This window comes from Bradyrhizobium sp. 40, from assembly GCF_023100925.1.
Taxonomy (GTDB): Bacteria; Pseudomonadota; Alphaproteobacteria; order Rhizobiales; family Xanthobacteraceae; genus Bradyrhizobium.
Genome location: NZ_CP064688.1, coordinates 2035803 through 2060445, shown reverse-complemented (window position 1 = coordinate 2060445; position 24643 = coordinate 2035803). Strand labels below are relative to the sequence as shown.

Below are 24643 nucleotides of genomic sequence, written 5' to 3'. Positions count from 1 at the left end.
AAGGGGTCTCTATTCTAGGATTGATTTGACAGGCGAGGAAGCAGGTCTTGCAGGCGCTACCCTATTTCTTGGACCTTGCAGGTACGTTCGTCTTCGCCTTGAGTGGAGCAATCGCTGGCGTCAAGCGCAAGCTGGACCTGTTCGGTGTGCTTGTGCTGTCATTCGTGGCAGCGAACACCGGCGGGATCACTCGCGATATCCTGATTGGGGCGGTTCCGCCGGGCGCAATTGACGACTGGCGTTACCTCGCCGTATCGCTGGCCGTCGGCGGGATCACGTTCTTCTTTCCCTCCGCAGTGGTGCGCCGTTCGAGCGCTGTACTAGTATTCGACGCCGGGGGGCTGGCTCTCTTCGCGGTGTCTGGAGCGGACAAGGCGCTGTCGCACGGACTCAATCCCGTCATGGCAACGTTGCTGGCATGCTGACCGGCATCGGAGGTGGAATCGCTCGGGACGTTCTGCTGGCAGATATCCCTGTCGTGCTGCGCGCAGAGCTGTACGCTGTCGCGGCGCTGCTCGGAGCCGGCATTGTCGTGCCTGCCGATAGGCTCCAACTTCCTCCTGCACCGGCCGCACTTTTTGGAGCGGCCCTTTGCTTCAGTCTCCGCATTGCCGCGCTGAAGCGGGGTTGGAAGCTCCCAATCGCCACGATGGGGCACACGAGCTTCTGACGACAAAGATAGTACATGTGGGTGAGGAAGCGTTGGAGCCAGAAATGGAGGAATGCGACAGCTTCGAAGCCCCGCCTCCAGTAGGACAGCACCAGTGACCATTGGTGCGTGACAGATGTAAAACGTCGGTTCGTTGACAATCATCACGTGCGTCATAGTATTGGGCAACCTTCGACGCGGGCGCGGACACGAAAGGTGAGACTGTGGTTATTATGTCTGCCTCGGTTCATGCGAAGGCTATTCACCCCCTTCACGCGGTTCTTCTTGCTTTTCCATTTCCTCTCTTCCTGGGTGCGCTATTCAGCGATCTTGCCTACTGGTCAACTGCTCAAGTGCAATGGGCCAACTTTTCGTCATGGCTCATCGCTGGCGGATTGTTCGCGGGCGCTTTCGTCGTGCTTTGGGCCTTGACGACTCTCGGCAGCGGTAGCCGGGCAGTCCGTTATTTCCTCGTGCTCCTGGCAATGTGGTTAACGGGCTTCGTCAACGCTCTCGTCCACGCGAAGGATGCATGGGCGATAATGCCTGAAAGCCTCTTGCTGTCGGCGGTAGCCACCATTTTATCATTCGCTGCTGCTTGGATCGGCTATTCCGGATTTAGCGCTGGAGGCCTCAAATGATCCGCATATGCGTTTTGGCGGGCATTCTCCTGACCGTGTTGTCGGGCTGCGACGAGGCGCCGAATCCGATTCAGTACGGTTCAAATCCTGAATTGCCGGCACCCCAGCGCGGCTTTCTCCCAGAGATGGTCATCGCTAGGCCGATAGATTGGGGCAATGATCGTCCAACCGTACCGCAGGGCTACAAGATCGTAGCGATCGCCACTGATCTCCAGATTCCTCGTCAGACGCTAGTTCTTCCCAATGGGGATATTCTGGTGGCCGAGGGGGCAGGCGGGGGAGCACCTGTGTTGCGACCTAAGGATTTGATCGCGAATTACATCAAGAGCCTAGGCAAAAGTTCGGTCAAGGGTGGCAACCGGCTGACATTATTGCGGGACACTGATGGAGACGGGGTCTACGAAATCAGGAACGTATTTGCCGACAATCTGAATGCACCGTACGGACTCGCCCTGATCAATGGAGCCATTTACGTCGCGAACCAGGATTCGCTAGTTCGCTTTGACTATCAAGACGGACAGCTCCGCGCGAATGGCCCCCCCGCCACGATTACGGAACTGCCGTCGGCGATAAATCATCATTGGACCAAAGCGATGGCCGCTAGTCCCGACGGTCGCTTTCTCTATGTCGGTATCGGATCCAACAGCAACATCACCGAACGCGGAATGGACGCTGAAGTGGACCGGGCCATGGTTTGGCGGATCGATCCACAAACCGGCGCCCACAAGGTTTACGCTACCGGCCTTCGCAATCCTAGTGCTCTTGCCATCCAGCCAAGAACGGGCCAGCTCTGGGCGGCCGTCAACGAACGAGACGAAATTGGCCCCAATCTCGTCCCGGACTACCTGACGTCTGTGCGAGAGGGAGGCTTTTACGGCTGGCCTTACAGTTACTGGGGACAGACAGTCGATCCGCGGACACAGCCGCAGGACTTGGAAAAGGTGAGAACAGCCCTTCGTCCCGACTATAGTCTTGGATCGCATGTAGCGGCGCTTGGCCTGGCATTCTCCACTTCGGCCATGGGTCCCTTCGCCGAAGGAGCGTTTGTCGGGGAACACGGGAGTTGGAATCGGCGTGTGCCAGTCGGTTTCAAAGTTGTTTTCGTGCCCTTTCGCGACGGACGGCCCGCGGGCGAGCCGATCGACTTCGTGTCAGGCTTTCTAAACGACGACGGGAGGACACGTGGCCGGCCAGTGGGAGTGACGATCGATCCTCGGGGCGCCTTGATTGTTGCAGATGATCTGTCAAACACGGTCTGGAGAATTACGCCAGGTTTACCTCGCGTCGGCGCAGCGTCGCCTCCGGGCGAGGCTCGTTCAATTCAAACTCACTAATGCGTACTGAGCATCTGCAAACATTGGCGAGGGTGCTTATTCAAATCGAAGTGCGAGGCGCAATATGAACACGAAAATGACAGGACGCCTAATCGCGGCAGCGCGCGCCCTAACCGGAGTCGATCGTGAGAGTTTCGCGCAAGCTGCCGGGATGCCGGCAGAAACCCTTGCTCTGATGGAAGCGAACGGCAGTGCCCGCCTCGATTCGGCAGCTGAGGTGGACGCGATCACCCGCGCTTTCGACAGTTTCGGCGTCGCCGTTATTGATGAGCAGGACGGCATGGGTGCCGGTGTTCGACTAAAATTCACTCGGCAGGACGTAAGGCAAATCCAGCGACTGGAAGGGGAAGGCGGTATCGTACGTTCAGACGATGCGCCTTGACAGGGGGCCGTTTCAGCGACCTCCGTGAGTCGTCGCATTCATTGGGGGGCAAATAACCTGACCCGCCCATGCTGCACGTGGTGGCTCACCACCTCCCCTCGTCGCAATTGCGGGTCACACGTCCAGCTTTCGGTTGTCAATTGGAGAGAGAGAAATGGCTGACTTCAGTGGTCGCAGAGAGGCATTCGAACGCAAGTTCGCGCACGACGAGACTTTGCGATTCAAAGCCATAGCCCGCCGGAACAAGCTTTTTGGTCTGTGGGTGGCGGCTCAGCTAGGAAAGACCGGGAGCGACGCCGAAACCTATGCAGATGCCGTGGTCGTAGTTGACCTCGAGGAACCCGGAGACGGTGACATCATCCACAAGGTGATGAGCGATCTTAAAACCGCAGCTGTCCCTATTGATGAAGACCAGGTTCGTGGCGCCTTGGAGGGCTTCATCGACCGTGCGGTTGATGAGATCAAAGCTGGCAAATGAGCACGTCGCTTCGAAAATCCTGGAAGCTACCACCCGAGGCGAGGTTGCGCTCGATGGCCTTAGGCAAGGTCGGCCGCGACGCCCTGTCCCGTGCACCCACCATGTGGCGCTGATCCGGAGCCGGGGCGTGAACTTCCAGGTGACGGTCCTCAAGATCCTGGTGAGCTATCCGAACGGCTTCGCCGTCATGGAGGACCTCAAGCGCGACATGGCCATCCTGGCGACCAGTGGCCGCGATTGGGCGGACCGGACCAAGCGCCTCGCCGCACGGGTGCCCGATCTCGACATCTTTTCCCATGGGCTGGTCGAACGCATCAGCAGCGGATGGCAGATCACTGGCAAGGGACGGGCGGTGCTCGAGTTCATGGAAGCCCGCCCCGCTGCGACCGAACCGATCCAGGCACCTTTGGTCGAGGAGGCTACGGCTCCGGTAGTCGCTGCGACGCAGCTTCCTCCGCTGCGGCAGCCCGTTGATCGAGCCAAGCGGCGGCGCGAGCGTCGCGAACGTCGGCGCGAGGCGCGCGAACGAGCGAGGGCGAACGCCTCCTGAAGTGGTCCTACAGAGCCGGCAAGGCGCGAAATGGCGAGGACGGGAGCCGAACCCGGGCGCTATGCCCAGGCACGACCGCTCCGCCGACCCTGACCACGCCCAGCACCCCGCATTTGAATGGAGGGCCTGTTTCCGCCGACGAGAGCACCTGTCGTTTCAAACCGGAAGCGTTTAGCTCCGCGCTGCAATATCGGCGGAGAGCGGCTCCTTCCGCCGGCCTTGTGCTGAGCGGACGCTTCCTTGCCTCCTTGCCACCTTGCAGCGCAGCTTAAAAAAAGTGCGGCCTTAGCAGAAACAATCCGTCGGCCCGCTCGGTTGAGGAGAATTGCCACGAGGATATGCCATGCGTAAGTCAGCTTCAGCGACCGTTCTGTTCCTCTCCTCTTTCCTAGTCTCCGGCTTCGCCCTTGCTCAACAACCCGAGACTGCACCCGGCTCGAACGAGACCCAGACGACTCCTGTTCAGCCGGACCGTACGCCGCAGCAGTCCGATCAGGCGCGCGAGAGGGAGCGTAAGGCCGCTGAAGATACCCGCGTTAAGCGAGACTGGACAACACAGCGCGATGAGGATCGCACGGGTATGGACCGCATGCGTCAGCAGCATATGGGACGTATGATGGAAGATATGGACCATCGCACCACGGGCGGCAATTGGCGGACGCAGCGTGATGATGAAGATATGGACCGTCGCTCGCGATTCCGCGATGAGGATCGGCCGCGGCGCCGCGTCAAAATCTGCTTTGAATATGAAAACGGCGACGAATTTTGTCGTTACCGCGAGTGAGTTGAACGGACACGCTGTCCTCACGTAATGGTCGCCGCTCCGGTGTCGGGTTGCGTCCTGGTCAGTTGCGAGGTCCCTTGAGGATGTTACCCATCCCGTTCTCGCCCCAGCCTTGGCTCCGCTGAAGTGGCCGTGCCTCGCGCCTCTTAGGGGCGTCAAGGTAGATGCTTCCGTGAGAACCGCTGATCTCGCAGCTCCCTTCGTGATCAGTTGTGGAACGCGCATCCGGTTCGAGCCGAGCTCGACAGCTCCTTCTCCGAGCGCCAGTTCGTCGCCTGCGTGCCGATTGGAGCACTAGACTACCGCGATCGAGGTCATCTGCTCGGCCTTGAACCGGCAGCCGATCGGTCATCCCGCGAATGCTGCCTTCTCGGCCCCCGAGGTAGTTCCCGCACCCCTCTGTAAGGGACTTCTCGCGACGCGTGAGGTTCTGGAGCAGTGTGTGCTGTATCTTTGGGCCTCTGTGACGTCGCGGTAGGGCCATGGAGTTCATGTGTCACACCAGGTCACCAACAACAAGGCCGCGACTGAGCCAGAGGTATTTCACCTCGCGCCGGTGAGCTTGGCCATCCTCGATGCGGATCTGAGATATGGTTATTGCAACCACCTCCTGGCAGAGATGTGCGGAACGCCAGCGTTTGGCATTCAATGTCCGGCTTGGGTCAAGGCGGCTGTCGGGCCCTGAGTGGGACCACTTCCACTCTACCTATCGCCAGGCCTACCGCTGCGGTTTGCCAGCGGCGATGGGCAACACGCGACGCCACCGACGCGCGACGCAACGCCGCGGCTATCGAAGCGGGCGGGACCGGCTGAACAAGAAACCGCTGAGTGAACTTTCGGGCTACTGCGAGCGCGCTGCCCTCGCACGTTTCGAGCGCGATCTTCTGGGCCAGCATGACGTCTCCAATCGGAAGGCCGCCAACGGGCAGGAAACACAAGCCGATCCTTGGACGGCCGTTTTCGCCGATCTCGCAGACATTCGCAGCCGCTCCCGCATAGATTCTGTAGCGGTTGCCCGTGTCGCCGCCGATTACCTCGAAATAACCCTTCTCCGCGAGTTGCCGCCGTTGGACAGGCGAGAGGTAATGCCGCAGCAGCAGCGCGCGTCCTTCCGGAGTCCACTCGGCACCGTGTCTAATGAACAGCGCCTTTGCAGCCCTCATCCGTGAGCGTTCACCCGGCCGCGACCGCCTGAACAGCCACACGGCTCAGCGATTCAGCCGCCGACCAGCCTGGGGAAGAAGAGAGTTTCTTCCGCAGTGGGGTCGAATGATCGGATCCGCGACACCTGACCTGAACCGGTCCGGACCGCGGCGGTGAAGCCGACGTTCGTCAGCTCGCGGAATCGCTGCTCCGCCTTGGCTACTTCCCCGGCATCGTCCGCATCGAAGAAGTGACGGCTGTCGCCGGTACTGTCCATCACGGTCTGGATCGGCATGCGGATCCCTCCTTGTTGATCATGACAGAATATTGTTGAAGCTCCGAAGTTCCTCGATCGCACCAAAGCTACTACCCTTCGCGCCTCGTAACCTAGGCTTCGGTATGGTTGTACGCAGATGGCCCGCAAGCCGGGGCGCAGGTTTTGGACTTCGGCGAACAGCATCAGCCCGCCACAGCGTCACCGGATATGGCCATTGGTCGAAAGTTGGTCCGCATCCTTCAAGGTGATCGAGATGGCAAAGCCGAATGCCGCAACCAGTTCGGTGGCTGGCGACATAGTAGCGGAGCAGGGCTGGGGGCGTGGACGGTATCCAGCAGCTTGCGCGAAGTTCGGCGGAGCTTCAGCGTTTCTGACTGAACAGGTTCCGGGCTCTTGTGCGAGGATTTGGAACTTGGCGGCCTAAGAGGCCGTCGTCGCACCGGGGGCACTGAAAGAAGGGCAATGTGTGAACTAGCTCATTTGGGGTTGAAGGAGACCGTGTCTTAACACGCTGGCGAGTCCGAGGATTGCACCAGGAGACGGGCAATGCCAATCACAGCGGAAACGACCTCGTTCACCAAAGACATCCAAGGCCGCTATCTCTGCAACAATCTCGCGGAGGTCGATTCCTGGAAATCCGCAGGCGGGCGTCCGTTCGATTTCATCATCGTGGGAGGCGGGACGTTCGGTTCTGCGATGGCTGAGCATTTGTGGTTCCGGCAGAAACAGACGGGTGGCGGATTGAGGACGCTGGTCGTCGATGCCGGGATGTTCACCGTCCCTGAGCACGTTCAGAACACGGGGATCCAAGGGTTTGCCGATCCGGCTAATCCGTTCTTTTTGAACGAAAGCCTGCCGCAGCCGGAGCCCCCACGCAACGAGGTCTGGGGAATTCCATGGAAGTCGACTATTCCCTTCAAAGGACTAGCGTACACGCTTGGGGGCAGATCGCTCTATTGGGGCGGTTGGTCGCCTCGTCTGCTGGACGAGGAGATGTTGGGTTGGCCCGCAAACACCGTAGCCGATCTGAACAGCCGCTATTTCGATGAGAGTTCTCGCCAGATCGGTGTCGACGAGGCGAACGACTTCATTTTCGGCGAATTGCAGAATGCGCTGCGTCGCCGGCTCTTCGACAGTTTGTCGAGCGTGCCCGGAGCGTTCGCGCTCGACGCGCTCCCGCCATCTCCGCTGCTGAAGTCGGGCGCCGACCCCGCACAGTTGCTTGGCCTGTCGTCGAGCGGCGGACTTTCGCAAAACGACCTGCTAAACCTGCTGAAGCTGGAAGCGCCGCTCGCTGTGCAGGCGCGCCCACCACACGCGGGATTCTTCCCGCTGAACAAGTTCAGCGTCGTTCCGCTGCTGATGAAGGCGGCCCGGACCGCGGCGAGCGACTCCAACGGCAGTGATTCCGTCAAAGAATTCATGGTACTGCCGGACACGCATGTGTTGACGCTGCGCAGCGTTCCTACCTCGGCAGGGACTTGGCGCATCTCAGGCATCGACACCACTCGAGGTCCGATAGATCTGGCACCCGGTGGTGCCGTCGTCATCGCGCTCGGCACGATCGAGAACGCGCGGCTGGCTCTCGCATCGTTCGATGCCACCGGACTTCCGACCCTGTCGCTCATCGGCAAGAATCTGATTGCGCACCTTCGCTCGAACCTTGTCATCCGCGTACCACGGTCGGCGATTTCCGGGCTTTCGCCGGCGGCGAACGAGCTGCAGACCGCGGCCCTATTTTTGAAGGGACGAGCCACGCGCTCGAATGGTGATCTGATCGGCCACTTCCACCTTCAGATCTCCGCAAGCGGCGGCGGCAACACCATCGGCGCCGAGGACGAGCTCTACCGCAAGGTGCCCGATGTCGACTTTTTCGATCAGCTGAAGACCTCGACCGACACGCATGTCGCAATTGCAATCAGAGGGCTCGGAGAAATGGAGCCCGCCGATCCGGCCAATTCCGCCGCTCATCCAAGCCGCGTTGATCTGAGCTCGCGGGCCGACGAATACGGCGTTCGTCGCGCATCGGTTGCGCTGACACCGACGCAGCGCGATCAGGATCTCTGGGCCGCCATGGATGCCGCGATGCAGAAGGTCGCCGACGCCTTCGCCAACGGTCAGCCCATGCAGGTGCTCCAGAGCAACCAGGACGGGCTCGGGACGACGCATCATGAAGCCGGGACGCTCTGGATGGGCACCGATCCGACCGCGAGCGTCACGGACGGCGACGGACGCTTCCATCACACCGAAAACCTGTATGCGGCCGGCCCGGCGCTATTCCCGAGCATCGGTTCGCCCAACCCGATGCTGACCGGGATAGCGCTATCGCGCCGCACCGGCGACATGATCATGACGCCTCCAGCCTTCGTGGCCGAGGCGGGTTTCGAGACGCTATTCGATGGCACCTCTCTGGGGGACTGGACAATGTCGACGATCAGCAACCAGCCGGGTCGGGACGACCCTGGCTCGTTCCGGGTACGGCGCGGCGTTCTCGAGGCACGAACGGGGACCGATCTGGGGCTGCTCTGGCTGAAGCGCCCGACGCCACCTCGCTACGTTTTGCGGCTGCAATGGATGATGACGGCGCCGGACGACAATTCGGGCGTCTTCATCGGCTTCCCGGACCCCCGGAACGAGGGCTACGACAACACGGCCTATGTCGGCGTCAACTTCGGCTTCGAGATTCAGATCGACGAACTGGCCCGGCCGGACAATGCGCCCATCCACAGGACGGGTGCGGTCTACTCCTTCAAGGGGCCGACCGACGGTCCGCTGACGGTCCATCCGGTGGGAGAATGGAACAGCTATGAGATCACCGTCGATGGTGCGGACATCACCGTCGCGCTGAACGAGCAGACGGTGAACATTTTCCATTTCGCGGGCGATCCGCAGTCCCCGCGCCGCGGGCTGCCGTCCACCGCTCAGGACCCGCGCTTCATCGGCCTGCAAACTCATACGGGTCGCGTGCTCTTTCGCAACATTCAGTGGAAGTCGTTGGAGGGTCTCGTGGCATGAACCTGATGCCACTCGGATCGTTGGGCGCCGTGGAAAGCAACGGCGCGGTGACGTTCGGACTCTGGATGCCCTGGGTGTCGGCGGCCGACGGCAACGTCGTCACCGTGAAGATCATCCATGAGGCGGACCAGTTCCTGCAGGAGATGCCGGCCCGGGAGTTTGGGCTGGCGCACAGCGTTCGTGCTCCATATGGCGACTTCTGGTCGGTCACGGTCCCCGTCGCCGGGACGCCGCCCGCGGTGCCGGGCTCGGCCTGGGGCAGTCCGGGCCGCTATGTCTATCGCTACACCATCACCAACCCGAACGTCGGAACGCTCGACTGGATCATCGATCCCTTTGCGCGCGAGTTCGGTGCCGGCAGGCAATCCACCTTCACCCTGGCCTATCAGCCCTACCTCTGGAGTGCCGGCGAGGCGCAATGGCGTACGCCGGCGCTGGCAGACCTGATCCTCTACGAGGTGAACATCGCCGAGTTTGGCAACGACCTCGACCGCGCTCGCGGGCTGGTAGCCTACCTCGCCGACCTCGGGATCAACGCCATCGAGATCATGCCGCTGTCCAACGTCGGCAACTCGGTCGATTGGGGCTATCTGCCGATCGGCTATTTCGGCGTCGACGAGCGTTTCGGCAAGCGGTCGGATTTCCAGCAGCTAGTCGACATCTGCCACCAGGACGGGATCGCGGTGATCGTGGACGTCGTCTATGGCCATACCGGCGTGGATTTTCCGTACTACGACGCGTACACGCGGTTGCGGTACCGCGATAATCCATTCATGGGGCCGTTTGCCAAGGACTACTTCAGCAACTTCGGCAAGAGCACGGATTTCAATCGGGCGATCACGCGGGACTTCTTTTACACGGCAAATCACCATTGGTTGGAGGTCTATCACGTCGACGGCTTCCGTTACGATTGCGTCCCGAACTACTGGGACGGGCCGATGGGCGTGGGCTATGCGAGCCTGGTCTATGAGACGCACCAGCTGACCAAGGCGAACCTCGCGGCAGGTCGCCCGTACTGGAGCCGCTTCGACGGAGCGGCCGGCAGGCCGCTGACCCTCGTGCAGATGGCCGAACAGCTCGAAGCTCCGGAGGACGTGCTGCGCTCGACCTATTCCAACTGCACGTGGCAGAACGGCACCTATGGCGCGGCACGCGCGGTAGCCCAGGGGGATCGCGGCTGGCTCGCCGACCTCGGCCTGCAGCTTGGTCTCTTCGGCTACCCCGACCGGGAGACCGTCAACGGCGACGACATCCCCAAGACCGCGCTCCAGTACATCGAGAATCACGATCACGAGCGCTTTCTGTGCAATTTCGGCACCTCCAATCCCGACGAAGCTGGCAATCCTCTGTTCGCCGAGGGCGACCGGGCGCGCTGGTACATGCTGCAGCCCTATTTAATCGGCCTGCTGATGAGCAAGGGGATTCCGATGCTCTGGCAAGGTGAGGAATTCGCCGAGAACTATTTTCTGCCCGATTTCGGAATGGGCCGCGTCTCGCTCCTGCGGCCGATGCGGTGGGACTTCTTCTACGATGCGTCCGGCCGGTCGATCGTGAGCCTGGTCCGCAAGCTGCTGCGCATCCGGCGGCAGCGCGACCACATTCGTGAGGGCACGTACTTCTTCTTCAATGACTGGGACCGGTATCAGCAGTTCGGTCTTCTTCTGTTCGCCCGCTACGACGCAGGTCGCTACACCTTGGTCGCCGTGAATTTTGGAGACACTGACCGGATCGTCCCGTTCTGGTTTACGATAGCCGGGGACTACGTCGAAGAGCTGCATGGTGGCACTCTCGATCTGAAAAACGTTCCTGCGCTGCAGCAGATCTGGTTGAACATTCCCTCGCACTACGGACGGATTTGGACACTGACGTAGGCCCCAAAGTGCCATGACGAGGTCGCGCTCGGCCGCAGTGTTTGATGCCGCAGGGCTGCGATGCGGCACGTTCCAAAGCAATTATCGGCACCACGATCGAGCGAAAAGAAACCTGACGGCGAGCCTGCGAAGCGGCCCGTGTCCGAGCTGACGCCCAGATAGCAATAGGGCTCTCGCTCGCATGCTTTTGTGCGGTCCTACCTTCGCGGGGTCTGCCTATCGACGAGAGGCAAGGGTTGGACCCAAGGCCCTTGCTTCTTCAGTGGAGCCACTCTGCAGCGTCGCTCGCCTTTCCGCCATGGCATGGTTGAACAGCTCTAGTAACAGACCCAATGCGGTCAATTCCTCTTGTTCGATCGCCCCATCATCGTAGCAATTGAGGGTTTCGCCGACGATCGCGTCGACCTCTCGCTGCCGCGTCAGAAGGTCCTGTTCGGCCCTGCAGCGCGAGCCTCGGAGATCGCGGCGAGGATGCGGTTGCGATGACTGTTGCTGTCGTCCCGTTCGTCCCGGTTCAGCGACGCAGCCAGGCAGCAGCCGAACCGATCCCGGAAAGCAGAAGCAAGGCGAACCAGAAATAGTCGCTGTACTTGTCCAGAAAGGTCCGCTCGGTCCCGTTGATGACCGCTGCGGCGCCCCTGTGCACGGAGGGCTCTGCCTCCTTCTCCGTCTCGGGCTTCGTGATGTGCGCAGCGCCTGCCACACGTTGCGTGATCGTGTCTCGGACGGCGAAGAGCTGCCGATAGAAGGCCGCGGCCTTGGCTTCCGACAATTCCTTTCTGGCCAGGATGAGATGGTTGACGCTGATCGTGTCGACCTTGTCCTCCGGCCAAGCCGGATTCGCGCTGAAGACACTGCCCGGAACCTCCTCCGCTTCGTAGCGGCCGTGCCTCAGGGCAATAGCCTCCGATGCTTCGACCGGAAGAAACTTGGGCGCTCCGCGCGAGCGCGAGGTCGCGGCGATCGCGTCGGCAGTGATCTTGCTGTCGAGCGGACCGACGGAGAGATGCGCATCGAGAGTGGCGTCTTGCGCAAGCTTTTCGGTTTCTTCAGTCCCGAATTGGGCCGTCGTAACCTTGTCCGGATCCACGCCGGAGCCGACTAAAATGGTGCGCAGGAGCGCGAGGTTGGCGCCGGTTCTTCCGATGATGCCGACTTTATGACCCGCCAGATCGGCGATCTCTCCGATCTTCCCCGTGGCCTTCCTCTTTGAGTTTTTGCCTGCTCGTCCGGACGCGGACCATATAACGACGTAGTTTTTGCGCACGACGGCCAGCGTCTGCGCGTCAGCCGGCATGGGAAGGTCGCCGCGACCGATTGCCAGATCGGTTTTGCCGGCGCCCAAGAAGGCCAGGGATTCGGCCGCTCCTGCAGTCGTGATCGGGGCCAGTCTGACAGTCCTGCTTTCCTCGTCGAAAGCCTCTGCCATCGCTTGGACAACCTGATGGTCGTCGCTGCCTGCGGGGCCGACGGCGATGTGGAGGGTCTCGGGCTGCAACAGGACGTAGAGAGCCGCCGCCGCGGCGCCGAAGGCAGCAAATCCCAGCGCCAATACGATCAGCAACCTTCGTTGGCGCCTTTCGATAGCATTGTGTGCTGGATTGGAGGCTGGCATTCAGCGGACTCGGTATAAAATTTGGGCGACTTGGGCAAACCGGTGTCTGACCATAAGGTCAGGAGCTGATTCCGCATGGCACCGATGCGAGGGCCTTCCTCTCCTCAATAGCTTGGCACCTTCGGCGCGTCCAAGTGGCAATCGTCCTTCAAGGAACAAGGACTTCCGCTCCGCGGTTTGTAGGCAGGAGGCCCATGAGCCTAAAAAGCCGCATCCAAGGTCTCGGCGCCTATCCGTCGCTGTTTCTGTTGGCCGTGCCGACGGCGACCGTTGAGCCGCTGAAATGGTCGCGGTCGCCGTTGCAGGAAAAGGCCACTGGCTCGCCGGAACGACGATGATCGTGTCTTGCTACCTACTCAGTTTAGTCTTCCTCGAACGGCTTTTCGCAATCGCTAAGCCCAAGCTGCTGACCATTCCCTGGTTTGCGAAACTATGGACGGCGATCCTTTCGCTGCGGGCATGGGTCCTCGCGTCTTTCCGACGGATGCGCGAACCGACATGTTGATGTCGCTTGATCAGTGAAGATCGACCTCGACCGCGATCCGGACGAGGTCAGAGTGGCTTTTGGCGCCAATGGTCTTGAGCGCGGAGGTAACGTTAGCCACGGTCTTGTAGGAGAGGCCGAGTTCTGACGCCGACTTCCAAGATCCGGTCGCCCCGGCCCAGAAGCCGCAAGATCTCCAGTTCACGCGAGCTCATCTGCGTCAAAGGACTCGCCTTGATGGCCGCACCGGCGAAGTTGGTCGCTTCGGCTAAGCGAAGGCGAGACGAAACGCTCGCCCGCAGCGACTTTTCGGATCGAGGATCGTCGCTCTTCGAAACATACCCCTGGATGCCCATTTCGACTGCACGCACCACGAAAGCGGGATCTTCGTTCACGCTGAGCATGACGAATCTTGCAGCCGGATCGTCTTTGCGGATCCGGCGCGTCAACTCGAACCCTGTGAGGTCGGGGAGTCTTACATCCACCACCGTGACGTCGGGATGGTTCTGCAGATAGGCGCGGTGCCCGGCCTTCGCATCGGCAGCTTCCAGTATCTCGACGGAAGCGTCTGAAGTGAACAAGGCCCGGCATCCAGCCGCGACCACGGGATGGTCGTCGACGATCAGTACGCATGACGATCCGGTCCTCATTCGCACGGCCGTTGCCTCCTCCAGTTGTGGAGAACGTCGTGAGTGCAATAATGGTTCAAAGATCTAAGGGGGACGGCTCGCTGCCGGTACCTTTGGTGGCGTGTTTTGAAGTCAGTTGGCGCCGGCCTCGCCGACTGCGAGGCGGCCATCCCGCTTGATCGCGCATAGTGCGCTGTAGCTTTCCAATTGATCGCGAGCCAGACGTCATTCTGGTCGGACGTAAACGGGAGCAGAACCGACGGTTCATGCGTCATTCAAGTCTCGCGGCCCAATGTAACCCTGCCACCGGGACAACTGTGAGGTGGAGAATGTCTGGTTTGGGAACTGGGTTCGATCCCATCGGAATCGTGATCGATTGGTTGGACGCGTGTCGCGAGCGTCGTCTGGAGGATTTGCTGGCGCTCTATGCGGATCAGGCGACGCTTGATTGCTGCAGCGGAGAACGGTTCATCGGACGTTCCGGCTTGCTTCGCTATTGGCCAGGCAAGCTCCGCGGCGCAACAGAAGCGGCGTTCGAACTCGACGAAGTCCTTCCGGAGCAGGAGTGCGTTCGCCTCGACTACCGCGATTACGACGGCAGCACAGTAAGTACGAAATTCTGGTTCGATGCTCAAGGTGGCATTTCCAGAACGCTCTGCGTACCTCTCGGGCGCAAGAGCGCCAGAGTTAAGGCGGCCTAGCCAAATCGGGTTACGCGTCAGCGATCCGATCCTCTGGTGTTGGCGAACGCGGACCCGACTACTGAAGCAGACGGACGACCTTCGAGCGACGTGCTTGCGGCGATGGCCGCCAGCCCCGGCGGCTTCCGCCGAAGAAGGACGCCCTGGGTTCGCAAGCACGCGGAGACTCATCCGCAAAGAAGGCGGCCAACCAAGCCGAGGACGATGCCAGCCGACCAACGGTTGGCGTTGGACCCGCTTGACTTCTTTGCCGGCGGCTGGCGGTAAACGGAAGGAGTTTTGCTTCTGCAGACGAAGAGGCCGCGCCCGTCCGGAGCGCGGCCCGTTCGGCTCGTGTTCACCAGCGGTGATCGTGCCAGCGGTGCCCCACGACCGGATATGTTCCGCGGTAATAGGCGTAAGCGGGCCGCACGGCTCGGCGGTACCGGTAGCCGTAAGACACGGGCGCCGTGTAGTAGGTCGTGGTGGCGTAACCACCGCCCCAGCGATAGGGCTCGTCGTAGCCGTAGTCGTAGGCATAGGGCCCGCCGTAATAGCCTGCGCCGTAGTAACCTGAGCCACCGTAGTAGCCGTAGCCAGGTCCCCATCCATAAGCCGACGAGGCAAGCCCGCCGATTACGGCGCCAGCCAGCAGACCGCCAGCGATGCCCGGTCCCCAGCCACCTCGCCAGTGCGCTTCGGCAGGAGAGATGGTGGCCACCGAGGATAGACCAAGAGCGCCGACCATCAGCGCCGACATCGCGATCTTCTTCATCGAGATTCCTTTCACATTGCTCGCGCCCTACCGATAACGGGAAAAAGCGGCAATGGTTGCAGCTGCCCGGGCGGCGCGGGCCATGGAATCCTCGCCGCCAGAGACGGCGCGCGAAGCTCCAGTGCGGAGCCGACCGCCGCAACCCCGACGACTACCACCTTGCATTCAGAAGGTCCGGCCGAAGCCAACGCCTGCAGCGCCGGCGTGCGGCACGTACGCGGGCGCATGTCAGAGCATCCTGAGCTTCCTCCCTTCGTCTACTGTCGGGAAAATCCGGAAACTTTCCGGAGCGCCTTGAGTTGGCAGCGACTGGGTTCGGTCTCTGGAGAGAGTGAGTATGGTCGACGAAGTCGTCTTGAAGAACGCCGCGGAGACCGCCTGGACGGTGTACCGGGCGCGGCACCCCGAGGTCGATGCGCACGACAGCCGGCGCTGCCTGCTGGAGCGTCACCTCCACAGCAGGTCGGAAGCGCGCGCAAGCGATAGCGAAGAGCTCGCAGGCTTCGGAATAGCCTACCTGCAGCGGCTTTCTCGAGACGGATGTTGACGGCCGTGAAGGCGCTCGCAGCGCGCGTGGCAGGGGGAAGCACGAGACCCAATTGGACGCTGCTTGCGATTTCGTCGCTCATTTCCGCGACGATCGTGACGGTCCTGCGGTTCGTGTTGGGGGCCTAGCCGATGCGGATTGCCCAGCTTGCTCCGTTGGCCGAGAGCGTACCTCCAAAGCTCTACGGCGGCACCGAGCGTGTGATCGCCTGGCTGGTCGACGAACTGGTCGAACTCGGACACGAGGTCACCCTGTTCGCAAGCGGGGACTCGAAGACGAAGGGAAAGCTCCACGCGGTGTGGCCGCGCGCACTGCGCCTGGGGCGGAAGGGTGCGGATCCGAACGCCGCCTGCGCGCTTCTGATCGAGGCCATCGCCGAGCGCGCGCGCGACTTCGACGTGATCCACTCCCACGTCGACTGGTTGCCTCTTCCGGTGCTGAGCCGGACCGGCGTGCCTTTCCTGACGACGATGCACGGTCGGCTCGATCTGCCCGGCCTGCCCCAGGTAATCGGTGCCTTTGCGGACGCTCCATTCGTCTCGATTTCCGCCGACCAGCGTCGGCCGCTTCCGGACGCGAACTGGATCGCGACGATCCAGCACGGACTGCCCAAGGATATGTTTAGGCCCTCCTACGAACCAGGTTCGTACTTGGCCTTTCTGGGGCGGCTGACGGCGGACAAGGGTCCGGAGGACGCCATACGAATCGCGCGCGCGGCCCGGATGCCGCTGCGCATAGCCGCCAAGATCCCTCGGGCGGAGACGGCCTACTTCAAGAACAAGCTCGAGCCGATCATCGATGGCCAGACGGTTCAGCTCGTCGGCGAGGTCGACGACGCGAAGAAGCAGCCGTTTCTCGCCAACGCAGCGGGCCTGCTGTTTCCGATCAATTGGCCTGAGCCGTTCGGTCTGGTCATGATCGAGGCGATGGCGTGCGGGACGCCCGTAATCGCCTATCGATCAGGCTCGGTGCCGGAGGTGGTTGAGGACGGAGTGACCGGCTTCATCGTCGATGGTGAGGAACAGGCGATCAGGGCAGTGAAAGAACTGGGCCGGCTGGACAGACGAGTGGTCCGCGCGCGGTTCGAGGAGTGCTTCGCCGCAAGCCGGATGGCGAAGGAGTACGAGGCCCGATATCGCAACCTGATCGCTCGTGGAGGACCCTCCGCGTGAGAGATTTTTCCGCGGCTGACTTATGAGCCGGCAGGAATCGAATCCTTGGCCATCCGTTCCGAGTCAGGGGCAAAGTGGAATTCTATGGTTGAGGTCGGCTCCAAAGGGGCGCGGCTTGGGACGTACTCCGCGATCGCTCGTAATACGTTCTCTCGGGAGCGCCCGCGAAAAGCATTTCACAGAGTATGCCGGAGACCACGGTTCCTAACGCGGAACTTTTTGCCCCAACACAACATTGTGGTCGGTGGTAGAGGTTAAAATCATGAGACACGAACCATCGCCGATTTCAAAATTCTTCGGTGACTTGGCGAACAAGACTTCGCTTGCGGCGGGGCGCGCCTCGACCTTCCTGTTAGCCGCGGGTGTGGTGGTCGTATGGGGCATCAGCGGCCCGCTCTTCCAGTTCTCGGACACTTGGCAGTTGGTCATTAATACTGGGACCACAATCGTAACTTTCCTTATGGTATTTCTGATTCAGAATTCGCAAAACCGGGACAGCGCCGCCATTCAGGTAAAGCTTGACGAACTCATTCGCGTGAGCGCAGCGCGCAATAGTCTCGTGGGAATCGAGCACCTCACAGACGATGAGATTGAGGAGCTTCGCTCGAAATGTGAAGCGCGTGCCAAGGCCGAAAAAGCCGGAGATGAGACACTCGACCGGACCCGACAGTCAGCGCGGCGAGCCGCCGAGCAGATCGCCACCTGACCATGTCAGCGTCGGCATCATCGAAAAGACCGGTAGAAAATATCGACGCCATCCTGCGCCTTGAAAAGCAGGATGAGGAAAAGATCGCTCTTCATCATCGTGTTTTTCATGCAATCGGATCGTTTGCGGGAACTCCGCAGTTCGTTGTGCTGCAGTGCGCGGCGGTGGTGTGTTGGATTGCGTTCGGCGGGGTATTCCCCGATCGCGCGCTTGATCCATTCCCGTTCCCGCTGCTCGGGACATTCCTCGCGCGGGAGGCGGTACTTCTCACCTCCTGTGTCCTCATTCGCCAAAATGCAACCGACCGCATCTTGGAGAAGCGGGATCGTCTAGAACTTCAGATTAATCTGCTCTCTGAACGGGAGGCGACGCGATCTTTGAGAATATTGCAGAAGCTTGCCAGGCGGCTGAATGTCGATGACGAGGATTGCCAACAAGACGAATTGGCGCAGGAGACGTCTGTTGATCAACTTGCCCGAGGCTTGCGCGAGCGCGAGCAGGCTGAAAAGGCTCAATGAGATGTCCGCCCGGAAGACGACATGGGGTCGCTCTGATGCCATCTGCGCCATCGTGTTCATCTGCACGAGCTCTTCCTGGAGCAGAGTCCGTGCGATGCGCACGGTGCTAGAATTTTAACGTCGTCCTAAGACCGAACACCGACGCGTTTTTGAGGACCTTTCCGGCGAATGGCGTCGCCGGCCCCGTAGCGCCGCCGCCGGGATGGATGATGTATTGGAAGTTCGGCTGCAACGACCAGCCGTCCTTTATCTGGTATTGGTAGACCGTCGTCAGCAATCCCTCAAAGTTTCGCGAGGGCCAGTTGGGATTCACCAGCGTGCGGTAGTCGGCGTCGAGCGCCTGCGCCCGCTTGGACACATGGGCATAGCCCGCGGCGATCCCGAACTTGTCATCTGGCCGGTCATCACAAAGCCCGATGAACTCGACGCCGGCATCAGCGTATAGGTCGATCAGGTTGCGATCAGCGGGCGCGCCGGCGGCCCTTGCGAACACACCGATCCCGCGATCGTCGCTGTGAGGCACGCGGTAAATCTGTTGCTCGAAGACGGCCCAACCACCGATGTCTCCTGCCAGCGATAAGGGCGGGCCGGTGCTACCGGAAGAGGCGAGCGAGGCGCCATTAGACGCGAGCTGTTGATCGGCGAATGAGCCGAAGTGCCGCCAGCCGCCGAACTTGATCTGGCCGGTCAGGTTGGGATCGCCCTTCGTGTTGTTCCAGGCGTACTGGATCTGACCTAGAAGCAACGGCGGATCGTTGACGCGGAAATTCACGCCGTAGCGATTGCGCTCCTGCGGGTCGCCCGATCCCGGTCCTGTTTGGTCGCCGTCGAAGATCCCACCCAGAACGGAGAGCTGGTCGGTCACGTTGACCAGTAGCCTTGCGCCCATGGCCGCCAAAGGTGGCGAAGGTCCGCCGCTGGGAAGATTGAGCGACGTGATCGCAGGCCAACCCATCGAGGCGTTGGTGAACACGTCTGTATATTTGGTGTTGAAGAATTCGCTGTCGGCGGCAAGCTGACCCACCTTGAGCGAGATCCTCTTCGCGCCCCACTGCTTCTCGAAATACGCTTCGTAGAGACGCGTTGAGGGCAGCGCCTCGATTCCACTGACGACAAAGAAGTTCTGAAGATTGCTCCGGGAGAGGCCGTCGCCATGGATTTGGAACATGTTGGCATGGAAGGTGAGCTTGTCGATGCCGACGAGCTTCTGCAGATCGACATCCACCGCAAGGTTGAGACGGCCTTCGTAGATAGGGCCCCGCTTCAGGCCGCCGGAACCGTTACCCAACGCCTCGCCGATGTAAGTGGCCGCGAACTTCACGCCGTACTTCTGCAGCGGATTGGGCAGAAGACCGAGCGTCTTTTCCTCCACCGTGCTCTCACCCGTATCCGGATCGGCAGGCTTGTCGTCGTCGGTCTTCTTATCCTCCTGGGCGGCGGCACCGGCCGCCAGGAGCAAGAGGACCGACATCGAAAGAACGACCTGCCTATAAAATCGCTGAGGTCTCCACATGCGAGTTCCTGATCTCGAAGATAGCCTTACGAATTGCCCGATCTTGCAAGGCAAGTCTACCGTGCAGGCATCTTCCGAAGGTACGGTCAGACCAGCTGGCTTGGCCTATCGCGATCGAAACTTTGTTGAGTCGCGCCGTGCGAAATGTTGGCTATAGTGGGACTTTCGCTTTCTGGGGAGCATTGATGTTCGATGCGGCAACCACTGCGCTATTGCACGCGGTCTTGGACGAGGTCTGCGAGCGTTTCGCAGCGCGAGATCGTACCGCGTAGCCATGTCGCCTCAAAGATACTGGAGGCGGCGACCAGAGGCGAGATATCGCAGGACGAACTCACGCAGCCGGCCGTGACGCCCTTTGGCGGGCGTCCACGATCTGGCGCTGATCGGTCGAGGCGGGCGTGAATTTCCAGGTCACGGTGCTGAAGATCCTGGTGAGCTATCCGGACGGCTTCGCCGTCATGGATGACCTCAAGCGCGATATGGCCATTCTGGCGACCAGCGGCCGCGATTGGGCGGACCGGACCAAGCGCCTCGCCGCACGGGCGCCCGATCTCGACATCTTTTCACACGGGCTGGTCGAACGAACCAGCGGCGGGTGGCAGATCACCGCCAAGGGACGGGTGGTGCTCGAGTTCATGGAAACCCGCCCCGCTGCGCCCGCACCCGTCCAAGCTCCTTTGCTCGAGGACGCTGCGGCTGTGATAGCCCCTCCAAGTCACGTTCCTTCGTTCCGGCAGCCTGCTGACCGTGCCAAGCGGCGGCGCGAACGCCGCGAACGCCGTCGGGAGGCTCGCGAGCGAGCAAGGGCGAACGCTTCCTGAGGCGAGATCGAGGGCGAGAACTAGCCCCAGACAAAGTCCGGCGGCTTAGATTGGCGCGGACTATCCATGAGTCCCGAGCCCGAAGCGTACCTACGCGAAGGCGGCTGACCTCTAAGCCGCGCCTGAAATCGCAGGTGGGCCGACAACACCTGATTGATTCAGAAGGCGCCTAACGCCCTTCTACGTTTCGCCGAGGTTAGAAAGCGCGAAGGCCGCGAGCAAGCCGACAACCACGAGCACGGCAGCCAGCTTCTGTTCGCCTTCGGCAGCTTCCGGCACCATGGTGTTTACCACCATCGTGAGAAGAGCGCTCGCAGCTAAGGCACTTACGGTAGCAACGACCTGAGGAGCAGCGCCGCCCAGGAAAGCTGCTCCTAAGGCGGCGGCAACTCCCGAAAGGATGGTGATCGCGCCCCAAAATCCAAAGATATAGGTAGCCGAACGGCCAGCGGCCCGCATGCCGAGCGCACTAGAAAGCCCCTCTGGGAAGTCGGACAGAAAGATAGCGGCGAGCATGGCGATGCTGATGCCCTTTCCGCTCAACAGCCCCAAACCCAGGACAACGCTTTCCGGAATACCGTCGAGAAGTGAGCCGACGGCAATCGCCAGGCCTCCGCCTTCGCCGGCGTTGACCTGCTGGCCGCCGGACCGCTTGCGCAAGCGCGCTCCTTGTCGAGAGAGACTGCCCAATCGGAAAGAGCATAGGCGGCAGAGCCAGCGATCGCACCCGCAATGATGGGCCAGATACCGCCTTCCTGGTATCCGTCCTCCAGAAGGTCACGGGCCACGGCCGAAAATCAGCACGCCGCAGCCGAAAGACATGATCGCTGCAGTAACGTAGCGAGGCATCCTGAATACGAATGCGACCGCTGCTCCCAGGAGCAATGATGAGGCCCCAAGCAGCCCCCAAAGACCCGCAGTAAGCCAGATGGCCATGGGAGCTACGGCTACTTTTCGGGGCGTAGCGGTCGCGAGGTCTGGCTCAGTGCTTTTTCCTCTTTTCTATGACCCTTTTTCGGAGAGATGGATTGGCGCTTCAGAGCGGACGCCAGTGCTCTCGCTACCTCGCGGGCGATCTTGCCTGCGCCCATTGCGCGTGCGCCATTTGGCAATGCTCATTCCTCCTCTTACCGAAGGCCCCATGCCGCAACACCCGCATGCTTTGGCCGTTCCGATTGAGCCCCCTACACTTTCGTTGCGAATCGTAAGCTTTGGCTATCCCCCACTTGTAAAGCCGGGGAAAAGCATCATGCCGCCGTCGATGAACAAGGTGGTGCCAACGACGTAGTCGGCCGCATCTGAAACCAGCCAGGCGACCGCTTGCGCGACATCATTTGGCTCACCGATGCGCCGATAGGGGACGAGTGTCATCAGGCTGTCGTAGGCTTCCTTGGTTTCCCAGGCGGGTCGGTTGATCGGGGTACGGATGGCTCCAGGAGCGACGCCATTCACCCGGATCGCCAGCGGAGCAACTTCCTGCGCCAGGCTTCGCATCATCTGCATGACGCCGCCCTTTGAGGCTGCATAGTTCTCATGACCCGCCCAAGGGATCTCCTGATGGACGGAGCTCATGCAGACGAGTTTGCCCGCTGCCGCTGACACGTTCTTCACTACACCTCGTCTCTTGAACTCACGGATCGCTTCTCTGGCGCAGAGAAATTGGCCGGTGAGATTGACGCCGATGACTTTGTTCCACTGTTGGAGCGTCATCTCGTGAAACGGCGCATCACGCTGCAATCCGGCATTGTTCACCGCGATGTGCAGCGTTCCAAAGTGACCTATAGCGCTGGAGAACATCGACTGGACGTCCTCCTCGTTGCTGACGTCGGCCTTGATAGCGATCGCCTTCCGGCCAAGCGCTTCGACTTGATGGGCCACATCGTCCGCTGCTTGTGGGTCAACGACGTAGTTGACAACTACATCAGCGCCAGAGGCCGCGAGCCCAAGGGCCACCGCGCGCCCGATTCCCGAGTTCGCTCCCGTCACCAGCGCAGGCTGCCCTTCCAGCACGACTGGAAAGCGAACCGGACCTTGAGGTCGCGCCTCCGGACCGGCTGAGGCAGCAGCATCAATCGGCTTCTCTGTCATACTTGCCTCCTCGTGGTGCCCTTACTTTCCTGCTCCTTGCTCGGAAGCGCTTTCTTGCCACCGCGATGCTCGGAAGGCTTTTCGCGGTGAGTGAGATTATGAGCGGTGTTCACCAGGGCGATGTGAGAGAAGGCCTGGGGGAAGTTGCCGACCAACCGATTTCGCTCTGTGTCGTACTCTTCCGACAGCAGCCCGACGTCATTGCGCAGAGTAAGAAGACGCTCGAACAATGCCTTGGCGTCAGCATCGCGGCCGATCAGGTGATAGGCATCCGCGAGCCAGAAGCTGCAGGCCAGAAACATCCCTTCGCCAGGCGGCAGGCCGTCCTTGGCCGCCTTAGTATCGTATCGCTGCACAAAGCCGTCCTTGAGCAACTCGCGTTCGATAGCTTCAATGGTCGAGATCACCCGCGGATCTTCGGGCGGCAAGAAACCTATCGCCGGGATCAGCAGCAGGGATGCATCGAGCTGGGACTCACCGTAGACCTGAACGAAGGACTTCCGCTGTTCATCGTAGCCGCGTTGGCAGACATCTTCCTGAATGGCGGCGCGCTGCGCTTTCCAATCGTCCACGGGACCGTGCATCCCGAACTCGTCGGCCGATTTGATGGCGCGATCGAAAGCGACCCACGCCATTATCTTCGAGTAGGTGAAGTGCTTGGCGCCGCCTCGCACTTCCCAGATACCTTCATCCGGCTCTGTCCAAATTCCTTTGAGATGATCGAGGAGGGCACATTGGATTGCCCAGGCTCGCTTGTTCTCGCGCAGGCCGCCGCGGCGCGCCTGGTATAAGGCGTCCATCAACTCGCCATAGACATCAAGCTGAAGCTGAGTGTGGGCCGCGTTCCCGATACGCACAGGTTTTGAGTTCTCGTATCCCGAAAGCCAAGGTACCTCCCACTCGGTCAACCTGCGCTCGCCTGTAACCGCGTACATGATCTGCAGCTGGTTCGGGCTTCCCGCCACCGCGCGGATGAGCCAGTCTCGCCAAGCGCGCGCCTCGTCGTAGTAGCCGGCCCCCATCAGAGCCAACAGCGTTAGCGTGGCATCGCGGACCCAGCAGAAGCGATAATCCCAGTTGCGAGAACCGCCAATTTGCTCTGGAAGCGAGGTTGTGGGCGCAGCGACAATCCCGCCGCTGGGTCCAAACGTCAGTGCCTTGAGAGTTATGAGAGATCTCAGAACCTGGTCGGAATAGGGCCCCGCCGCTTCACAGCGGCTGGACCAATCGCGCCAGAAACTTTCCGTACGATCCAGGAGAAGCGACGGATCGCCAGGAGCCGCTGGATCTTCATACGATGTCTGATAGGAGAGAACGAAGGCAACACGTTGGCCCTGTCCGACGGAGAACGCGCCGACTGTCTTCATCGATTTGCCGTGCAGCGGCACCCCCGTTCTTAGCACCAGCATGGACGCTCCCGCGACCAAGCTGACCGCGCCATCCTCCAGGCGGCTCACCCAGGGTACACTGACCCCATAGTCGAACCGTGCGACCAGTTCGCTCCGCATCTCGACGGATCCTTCAAGGCCCTCAACGATCCTGACGACCTTCGACACGCCAGTCTTCGGCGGCATGAAGTCGAGGAGACGCGCGCGGCCGGTTTTAGTCGCGAAGACGGTCTCCAGGATCAGCGTGCCAGGAAGGTAGCGACGTTCGTTCGTATATCCGTCGACCGGGCGAAGGCTCCAGTATCCGTTTTTCTCGTCTCCCAGGAGCCGCCCGAAGCAGCTATCGGAATCGAACCGCGGGAAACAGAGCCAATCGATTGAGCCGTCGCGCCCGACCAGTGCGCCGGTCTCGCAATCGCCAATAAGCGCGTAATCTTCGATCCGGGCCATCAGGACACCCTTGGTGGTCAATGGAAAGCCGCGCCCTCCAGTTCCGCGTTCAGGTGGTCCCGAGCATGTACTTTCGTCTAGAGCGCTGGCAACGCGGAAACAGAAGGGATGGTATCAGCACCGCGCCGTATCG

23 protein-coding genes and 4 pseudogenes are annotated in these 24643 nt (G+C 61.0%); 18 read left to right on the top strand and 9 right to left on the bottom strand.

Annotation, left to right across the window (positions count from 1 at the left end; genetic code table 11):
- Positions 1-47: 47 nt before the first annotated feature.
- The 8 genes from IVB40_RS09810 to IVB40_RS09775 all read left to right on the top strand — a co-directional run bounded on the left by IVB40_RS09810 (position 48) and on the right by IVB40_RS09775 (position 4818).
- Positions 48-425, top strand: a complete 378-nt coding sequence (locus tag IVB40_RS09810; protein WP_247818743.1) for a TRIC cation channel family protein — start codon at positions 48-50, stop codon at positions 423-425.
- Positions 419-670 (top strand): TRIC cation channel family protein, encoded by a 252-nt coding sequence (locus IVB40_RS09805; protein ID WP_247818742.1) that lies wholly within the window; start codon positions 419-421, stop codon positions 668-670. Before IVB40_RS09810 ends, IVB40_RS09805 begins: the two co-directional genes overlap by 7 nt.
- Before the next feature lie 212 nt (positions 671-882).
- Positions 883-1290 (top strand): DUF2231 domain-containing protein, encoded by a 408-nt coding sequence (locus IVB40_RS09800; RefSeq protein ID WP_247398520.1) that lies wholly within the window; start codon positions 883-885, stop codon positions 1288-1290.
- On the top strand, positions 1287-2624 hold the full coding sequence (locus IVB40_RS09795) for a sorbosone dehydrogenase family protein (RefSeq protein WP_247398523.1): 1338 nt from the start codon (positions 1287-1289) through the stop codon (positions 2622-2624). The genes IVB40_RS09800 and IVB40_RS09795 overlap by 4 nt, the downstream gene beginning before the upstream one ends.
- A 64-nt stretch (positions 2625-2688) precedes the next feature.
- Positions 2689-3006: an XRE family transcriptional regulator gene (locus IVB40_RS09790; protein ID WP_247398526.1), complete on the top strand. Its 318-nt coding sequence runs from the start codon at positions 2689-2691 to the stop codon at positions 3004-3006.
- A 154-nt stretch (positions 3007-3160) separates the two neighbouring features.
- On the top strand, positions 3161-3484 hold the full coding sequence (locus IVB40_RS09785; RefSeq protein WP_247818741.1) for a DUF1476 domain-containing protein: 324 nt from the start codon (positions 3161-3163) through the stop codon (positions 3482-3484).
- Positions 3485-3611: 127 nt separating this feature from the next.
- On the top strand, positions 3612-4034 hold the full coding sequence (locus IVB40_RS09780) for a hypothetical protein (RefSeq protein ID WP_247818740.1): 423 nt from the start codon (positions 3612-3614) through the stop codon (positions 4032-4034).
- A 343-nt stretch (positions 4035-4377) separates the two neighbouring features.
- Entirely contained in the window at positions 4378-4818 is a 441-nt protein-coding gene (locus tag IVB40_RS09775) for a hypothetical protein (RefSeq protein WP_247398534.1), read from the top strand.
- Positions 4819-5605: 787 nt separating this feature from the next.
- Here the strand turns inward: IVB40_RS09775 and IVB40_RS09770 are convergent.
- Together IVB40_RS09770 and IVB40_RS09765 are read right to left on the bottom strand one after the other, a co-directional pair.
- Positions 5606-5981: pseudogene (locus IVB40_RS09770) on the bottom strand (hypothetical protein).
- A gap of 53 nt (positions 5982-6034) precedes the next feature.
- Positions 6035-6256: a hypothetical protein gene (locus IVB40_RS09765; RefSeq protein WP_027516267.1), complete on the bottom strand. Its 222-nt coding sequence runs from the start codon at positions 6254-6256 to the stop codon at positions 6035-6037.
- Between the two features lie 678 nt (positions 6257-6934).
- Here IVB40_RS09765 and IVB40_RS09760 point away from each other — a divergent pair.
- Together IVB40_RS09760 and IVB40_RS09755 are read left to right on the top strand one after the other, a co-directional pair.
- The gene (locus IVB40_RS09760) at positions 6935-9253 is read left to right on the top strand and encodes a family 16 glycoside hydrolase (RefSeq protein WP_247818739.1); all 2319 of its coding nucleotides are present in this window, start codon (positions 6935-6937) and stop codon (positions 9251-9253) included.
- Positions 9250-11124 (top strand): alpha-amylase family glycosyl hydrolase, encoded by a 1875-nt coding sequence (locus IVB40_RS09755; RefSeq protein ID WP_247818738.1) that lies wholly within the window; start codon positions 9250-9252, stop codon positions 11122-11124. Before IVB40_RS09760 ends, IVB40_RS09755 begins: the two co-directional genes overlap by 4 nt.
- Before the next feature lie 216 nt (positions 11125-11340).
- Here IVB40_RS09755 and IVB40_RS09750 read toward each other — a convergent pair.
- Positions 11341-12739, bottom strand: a pseudogene (locus IVB40_RS09750) (TAXI family TRAP transporter solute-binding subunit).
- Between the two features lie 194 nt (positions 12740-12933).
- On the opposite strand from IVB40_RS09750, the gene IVB40_RS09745 reads away from it, so the two are divergent.
- Positions 12934-13077, top strand: coding sequence for a hypothetical protein (locus tag IVB40_RS09745; RefSeq protein ID WP_247818737.1), 144 nt, complete (start codon positions 12934-12936; stop codon positions 13075-13077).
- Between the two features lie 177 nt (positions 13078-13254).
- Here IVB40_RS09745 and IVB40_RS09740 read toward each other — a convergent pair.
- Positions 13255-13873 (bottom strand): annotated as a pseudogene (locus IVB40_RS09740) (response regulator transcription factor).
- A gap of 308 nt (positions 13874-14181) precedes the next feature.
- Here IVB40_RS09740 and IVB40_RS09735 point away from each other — a divergent pair.
- The gene (locus IVB40_RS09735; protein ID WP_247818735.1) at positions 14182-14553 is read left to right on the top strand and encodes a nuclear transport factor 2 family protein; all 372 of its coding nucleotides are present in this window, start codon (positions 14182-14184) and stop codon (positions 14551-14553) included.
- Between the two features lie 337 nt (positions 14554-14890).
- Here IVB40_RS09735 and IVB40_RS09730 read toward each other — a convergent pair whose 3' ends face one another.
- The gene (locus IVB40_RS09730) at positions 14891-15307 is read right to left on the bottom strand and encodes a hypothetical protein (RefSeq protein ID WP_247818734.1); all 417 of its coding nucleotides are present in this window, start codon (positions 15305-15307) and stop codon (positions 14891-14893) included.
- A 337-nt stretch (positions 15308-15644) separates the two neighbouring features.
- Here IVB40_RS09730 and IVB40_RS09725 point away from each other — a divergent pair, with 337 nt between their 5' ends.
- The 4 genes from IVB40_RS09725 to IVB40_RS09710 all read left to right on the top strand — a co-directional run bounded on the left by IVB40_RS09725 (position 15645) and on the right by IVB40_RS09710 (position 18250).
- Complete coding sequence (locus tag IVB40_RS09725) at positions 15645-15854, top strand: hypothetical protein (protein WP_247398554.1); 210 nt, start codon at positions 15645-15647, stop codon at positions 15852-15854.
- A gap of 131 nt (positions 15855-15985) precedes the next feature.
- Positions 15986-17026: a glycosyltransferase family 4 protein gene (locus tag IVB40_RS09720; RefSeq protein WP_247818733.1), complete on the top strand. Its 1041-nt coding sequence runs from the start codon at positions 15986-15988 to the stop codon at positions 17024-17026.
- Between the two features lie 262 nt (positions 17027-17288).
- Positions 17289-17732: a low affinity iron permease family protein gene (locus tag IVB40_RS09715; protein WP_035961610.1), complete on the top strand. Its 444-nt coding sequence runs from the start codon at positions 17289-17291 to the stop codon at positions 17730-17732.
- Positions 17733-17734: 2 nt separating this feature from the next.
- A complete protein-coding gene (locus tag IVB40_RS09710) occupies positions 17735-18250 on the top strand; it encodes a DUF1003 domain-containing protein (RefSeq protein ID WP_247818732.1) in 516 nt (171 codons plus the stop codon).
- A 106-nt stretch (positions 18251-18356) separates the two neighbouring features.
- On the opposite strand, the gene IVB40_RS09705 is transcribed toward IVB40_RS09710, so the two are convergent.
- Positions 18357-19721, bottom strand: coding sequence for a carbohydrate porin (locus tag IVB40_RS09705; RefSeq protein ID WP_247818731.1), 1365 nt, complete (start codon positions 19719-19721; stop codon positions 18357-18359).
- 227 nt (positions 19722-19948) lie between these two features.
- Here IVB40_RS09705 and IVB40_RS09700 point away from each other — a divergent pair.
- Both IVB40_RS09700 and IVB40_RS09695 read left to right on the top strand, forming a co-directional pair.
- Positions 19949-20146, top strand: a pseudogene (locus tag IVB40_RS09700) (hypothetical protein).
- A 15-nt stretch (positions 20147-20161) separates the two neighbouring features.
- Positions 20162-20584, top strand: coding sequence for a hypothetical protein (locus tag IVB40_RS09695; RefSeq protein WP_247818730.1), 423 nt, complete (start codon positions 20162-20164; stop codon positions 20582-20584).
- Positions 20585-20764: 180 nt separating this feature from the next.
- Here the strand turns inward: IVB40_RS09695 and IVB40_RS09690 are convergent, their stop codons facing one another.
- The 3 genes from IVB40_RS09690 to IVB40_RS09680 form a co-directional block, all read right to left on the bottom strand.
- Complete coding sequence (locus tag IVB40_RS09690) at positions 20765-21244, bottom strand: hypothetical protein (protein ID WP_247818729.1); 480 nt, start codon at positions 21242-21244, stop codon at positions 20765-20767.
- Between the two features lie 555 nt (positions 21245-21799).
- Positions 21800-22672 carry an SDR family oxidoreductase gene (locus IVB40_RS09685; protein WP_247353729.1) on the bottom strand — a complete coding sequence of 291 codons (873 nt, stop codon included), beginning with the start codon at positions 22670-22672 and terminating at the stop codon, positions 21800-21802.
- Positions 22669-24513, bottom strand: coding sequence for a glycoside hydrolase family 15 protein (locus tag IVB40_RS09680; RefSeq protein WP_247819519.1), 1845 nt, complete (start codon positions 24511-24513; stop codon positions 22669-22671). Before IVB40_RS09680 ends, IVB40_RS09685 begins: the two co-directional genes overlap by 4 nt.
- Positions 24514-24643 lie beyond the last annotated feature (130 nt).